The organism is Gluconacetobacter tumulicola, from assembly GCF_014174215.1.
Lineage (GTDB): Bacteria > Pseudomonadota > Alphaproteobacteria > Acetobacterales > Acetobacteraceae > Gluconacetobacter > Gluconacetobacter tumulicola.
Map to the genome: position 1 here is coordinate 1 of NZ_JABEQL010000053.1, position 5,098 is coordinate 5,098.

Annotated in this window: 4 protein-coding genes; 3 read left to right on the forward strand and 1 reads right to left on the reverse strand. The window is 65.0% G+C overall.

The window, feature by feature from the left end; all coding sequences use genetic code 11:
* Positions 1-210: 210 nt before the first annotated feature.
* The gene (locus HLH29_RS19050; protein ID WP_182968943.1) at positions 211-456 is read right to left on the reverse strand and encodes a hypothetical protein; all 246 of its coding nucleotides are present in this window, start codon (positions 454-456) and stop codon (positions 211-213) included.
* A gap of 167 nt (positions 457-623) precedes the next feature.
* Between HLH29_RS19050 and HLH29_RS19055 the strand changes: the two genes are divergently transcribed.
* From HLH29_RS19055 to HLH29_RS19065, 3 genes are all read left to right on the forward strand, one after another.
* The gene (locus HLH29_RS19055) at positions 624-1,010 is read left to right on the forward strand and encodes a hypothetical protein (protein WP_246374487.1); all 387 of its coding nucleotides are present in this window, start codon (positions 624-626) and stop codon (positions 1,008-1,010) included.
* 184 nt (positions 1,011-1,194) lie between these two features.
* On the forward strand, positions 1,195-3,534 hold the full coding sequence (locus HLH29_RS19060) for a TonB-dependent receptor family protein (protein WP_182968944.1): 2,340 nt from the start codon (positions 1,195-1,197) through the stop codon (positions 3,532-3,534).
* A gap of 14 nt (positions 3,535-3,548) precedes the next feature.
* On the forward strand, positions 3,549-4,916 hold the full coding sequence (locus tag HLH29_RS19065; RefSeq protein ID WP_182968945.1) for a PepSY-associated TM helix domain-containing protein: 1,368 nt from the start codon (positions 3,549-3,551) through the stop codon (positions 4,914-4,916).
* Positions 4,917-5,098 lie beyond the last annotated feature (182 nt).

Here is a 5,098-nt window from a genome sequence, read left to right on the forward strand (position 1 = left end):
CCATGGCAAAGGCCCAGTTCGCCATTCTCTTCGGTGAACGCTTCGCACGCGCCACCGTCTGATCAACAACGTGAACAACGCCTCGCACACGAAATTCCTGACAGTCCCTATGGGACCGCCCGCCGCGAAGCGCAGAAGACGCGCGTGGATCGCTACCAGGTCACATTGCCGGTCAGATTTTCAGGCGTGGTCGGGCCGGAATCACCGGAATCAGATGTCCTGGTCCTCTTCATCTTCATCGCCGTCGTCGCCGTAGACCGGTTCGACGGTGATGGTGTCGTTGTTGCCGGTGCGGAGGGATTCGGCGTCACGCTCGGCGTCTTCTTCGGTCTCGTAGAGCTTGCCGTCGTCCGGGTCGTCGTTCCAGCCCGCTTCAGGGTCCCAGAACTGGACCTCGTCGTCGCCGATTTCCCGGATCACGAGATAGCCGACGATCACGTCGTTTTCGTCTTCCATGATGTCCCCCTTCTTCCTGCTGGACGGCCGACGTATGGACGATGCTGCCAAAAAAGGAAGGGAAAAAATGCCGCGACGGTGATGTGGGCGCGGGTTCCCCGGTTTATGACAGTATGGATACGCTAGGCAGGCCGGGAGAAAGGTCCTAAGAGCGGATGATGGTTGCGATGCGTGACAGGGGAGCGAGGTGGCGGGCCGCATGGCCGCTGGTTCTGCTTGCACTGGTTGCGCGGCTGGCGCTCGGTGGGCTGGCGAGCCCGCAGGCGGTGTTCGACGATCCGCTGGCGCAACTGGCCAGCCTGTCGGTGTTCTGCGACAGCGATCATCCTGTGATGCCGGGCCCCGAGGGGTCGCATCATGGTGAGGGGCATGCGGACGGGTTCATCCTGTTTGCTGAGGCGCTCGATACGCCGGCCCTGGCGGTGGGCAGTACGGCTTTCGTGGTCCGGTGTGCCGTCGCAACCGGGATGGGCTGGGTGTTTCCGCCCGTGCGCGGGCCGCCCTTCCGACACCGTTTCAGCCTTTATCCGCAGGGGCCGCCCGCCCAGGCCTGAGGGCCTGATTGGAAATGCGGGCTGGCGGCGCGTCCTGCGTGCGTTTTCCGTGTTCCGCGGCGATCGGCCATCGAGGCCGCTTTCGCTTGCCATCGCGCATCTTCAATCAGGCTCGACATACGTTCCCGCGACCCCTGTGCCCTGGCGCGGTGGGTTTTCGTGTCGTTCTTTCAGGTCTGAGTCGATGCCTATCAGAATCATCCATACCCGCTTGCCGCGGGCGATCGCCGGCGTGCTGGCGCTGGCGTGCGGCCATGCCGCGTTTGCCCAGTCGGCCGAAATGGACCATCACGCCGCCATCCCGCCCGCGCGGTGGCCCGTCAAGCGTTCGGCCCCTGTCGTGCCCCTGGCGCCACCGGCCGAGCGGATTACCGTGACGGGCTCGGCCCGTGGGCCGGCGACGATCCGGCCGGCCGGGCAGACGACCTACAGCGCCGCACGGAGCAGCTTCGCCAACCAGGTCGGGCAGAGTGTGGCCGATATGGTCGTGACCGTTCCCGGTGTCAGCTTCGTCGCGGGGAACGGGCCGCGCGATGTCGTCGTTTCGGTGCGCGGGTCGGGGGACCGGCAATCTTACGGGATGAAGAATATCCAGGTGCTGGAGGATGGGTTTCCGGTCACGCAGCCGGACGGCACGGCGCGGTCGGACCTGATCGACCCGCATGCCTATGACGGTGTCGATGTCTTCCAGGGGCCGGCCTCTACCGTGTACGGCAATTACGCGATCAATGGCGCGATCAATTTCCGCACCCGGAATGGCGCGGATATCCATGGGCTGGAACTGGGATCGGATTTCGGCAGTTTCGGCATGTTCAACAATTACGTCACGTTGGGCGTTGGCGGACGGTCGTATGATCTGACGGTCTTTGGCAGCGATGTGCGGGGCAATGGCTTTATCGCCAACAGCAGCTATGCGACCTCGACCGAGAATGCGCGGCTGCGTGTCAACCTGACGGACCGAGACCGGCTGATCCTGAAATTCGTCAACAACGTCACCGACGCCTTCCTGCCGTTGCGGCTGTCGCTGGGGCAGTATCGCCTCAATCCGTACCAGCAGGGCTGTGCCGTTGCCGCGAATGCGGCGGCGGGGTGCGCCACGGTGAATTTGCTGGTCAATGGCCGGTATGGCGCGACGGCGGCCCGCACGCCACAGCAGGCGGGATTGGGCCGGTTCGACCGGCGGACCATCGTCGGGCTGCGCTGGGAGCATGATTTCGACAGCCGGACCACCTGGCGCAACCAGTTTACCTACGACCAGCGGCATATCGACCAGCCGACCTCGGTTGCCAGTTATGTGGGGCCGTATGATTCCTACAATGCCAGCAGCGATGTGACGAACCGCGCGCGTCTGGGGACCACGAACTTGACGACGTTCGGCGGCGTCAGCTTCGATTATCTGGATTTCGGATCGCAGGTCTATAACGTCACGCCGGCAGGCGGGGCGACGCGTGGCGGGCTGAACGGGACCTCGTACGGGCATCAATGGAATCTCGGTGCCCGTTTCCAGGAGGATTGGCAGTTTGCGCCGCAATGGCATGCGGTGATCGGGCTGGGGGGCACCTATTCCGATCTTGGGGCGATCCAGAACCTGTATAAATATAGTGATGCCGGGCAGAGCGTCAGCGCGATCACGGCCAATCGCTTTTTCTTCAATCTGGCGCCGGAGGCGGCGCTGATCTATGCGCCGGATCGGGACTGGACGCTGCATGCGCGCGTCGGCACCGCCTATGCCACGCCGACGACGTCGAACCTGTTCGTGACCCCGCAGGGAAATTACGGCAACAACACGAATCTGAAGAGCGAGACCAGCGTGGGTGTCGATCTGGGTGCGGACTGGCATCCGTTGCCCACGCTCGATCTTCAGGCCACCGGGTTCTACGAATTCTACAATAACGAGCTGGTCAGCCAGTCGGCCGGGGTCAACACGATCAGCGCCTTCACCTTCAACGCTCCGGCATCGCAGCATCGGGGTGTCGAGCTGGGGGCGGAATGGACGCCGCTGTCGCATGCCCTGCCGGGTGGGCGAGTCAGGCTGAGCTACACATACGACAACCAGATCTACACCGATTATACCGAGAGGCTGTCCGGCAGCGGGTTGTCGCGCACGTTCGATCGCAGTGGCAAGAGCATTCCCGGTGTAGTCCCGAATTTTCTGAATGCGCGTTTTCTCTACGACCAGCCGGATGGGCCGCTGGAAGGGCTGGGCGGCTATGTCGAGGTGACCTGGCGGAGCGATTACTGGCTGGACAATGCCAATCGCCTGCGCGCGCCGGCCTATCAGCTGGTGAACCTGGAGCTGCATTACGATCCGCCGAAACGTCTCGGCTGGGTGCACCGGCTGCATACCTATATCGAGGTGCAGAATCTTGCCAACCAGACTTACGTTGCCGGGGCGACGAACATTGCCGACGTACTGCAGGCCGATGGCACGCAGGCCGGGGCGGCGGTTCTCGCGACCCGGACCGGGTCGATCTATGCCGGGTCGCCGCGTGCCGTCTTCGGCGGCGTGCGTGTGCATTTTTGAAGGGGGAGCGGAGCATGCGTGAGGGGCGATCCGCCTTCTGGCCCGACTATCGGACGATCTGGCGCTGGCATATGCTGGCGGGATTGTTCTGCCTGCCTTTCGTCGCCTTTCTGGCGCTGACGGGGGCGATCTATCTGTTCAAGCCGCAGGTCGATGATCTGATCGACTGGCGTTACGACCATCTGGCGGTGGCGGGTGCGCCGGCCGCGCCGTCGGCGGAGGTGCGGGCGGCGCTGGAGGCGGTGCCGGGCAGCCGGTTCATGGCCTATGAACTGCCGCGCCCAGGGCATGGCGCGGCCAGAATCATTGTCCTGCGGGGTGGTGAGGCGATCCGGGTCTATGTCGATCCGTCGTCGCTGGCCATCCTGAAGCAGGTGCCGGAGGAGGCGCGGTTCGAGCGGCTGGTGTTCAAGCTGCATGGGCAATTGCTGCTGGGCAATGTGGGGTCGGTCATCATGGAGATGGTCGCGTCCTGGACCATCGTGCTGATCCTCACCGGCCTGTATCTGTGGTGGCCGCGAGGGCGCAGCGGGTTGGCGGGTATTCTCTATCCGCGCCTCGGCCTGGCCGGGCGGGCGCGGTGGCGCGACCTGCATGCCGTGAGCGGAGTCTGGCTGTCGCTGGTCCTGGCGCTGTTTCTTGTGTCCGGCCTGCCATGGTCGTTTGTGTGGGGGCATGCGCTGCAATCGGTCGAGCAGCGGGTGGGGCGGCTGATGGCGGTGCAGGATTGGGAGATCGGCGCCGTTCCGGTGCGGGACACCATTGCCGGGCATCGGGTTGTGGCCCATGCCGACATGGATGGCATGGCCGGCATGCCGGGCATGGAGATGGGCGGCGGGCAGGCGGTCGCGCCGGATGGTCTTGTAGGGCTCGACGATGTGGTGGCGACGGGTGTGCGGCTGGGGCTGCCGGCGCCGGTGCTTGTGACCCCGCCGGCGGCGGCCGGGGCGGCGTGGCAGGTGCGGTCGGATACGCAGGATCGGCCGCTTCGGGCCAGCGTGCAGGTCGCCCCGGATGGAGCGGTGATGTCGCGGCAGGATTTTGCGGGCAAGGGGTTGGTCGATCGCGCCGTCGGCTATGGTGTGGCGGCGCATGAGGGGCAGTTGTTCGGCTGGCCCAACCAGTTGCTCAACCTGCTGGTGGCCAGCGGGCTGGCGACCATGAGCATTGCCGCGACCATTCTGTGGCTGCGGCGGCGCCCGCCGGGCGGCTGGGGCGTGCCGGCCGCCCTGCCGGGACGGCGTGTGGGCGTCGGTGCCGTTCTGGTGATGGTTCTGCTGGGCGTGTTGCTGCCGGAACTGGGGATATCGCTTTTGCTGCTGGCGGCGGCGGCATGGGTGATGGGGCGCCGCGTTCGGGCGGACCGCACGGAGACGGTTTGAAAAGTCGGGTTGCCGGCAACGAGCCCGTCAGAATCTGATCGGACCTGTGGGCTGGTGAGCGAGAGCGGCCCTGATGGCCGTGTTGGGGTGGACGGCCCCCACGGCATCATGTGCCAAGGTTCAGGGGGTCATCACACTGAACCCAGGAGCCGCCCATGAGCGAGTTTAAACGCATTGCCATC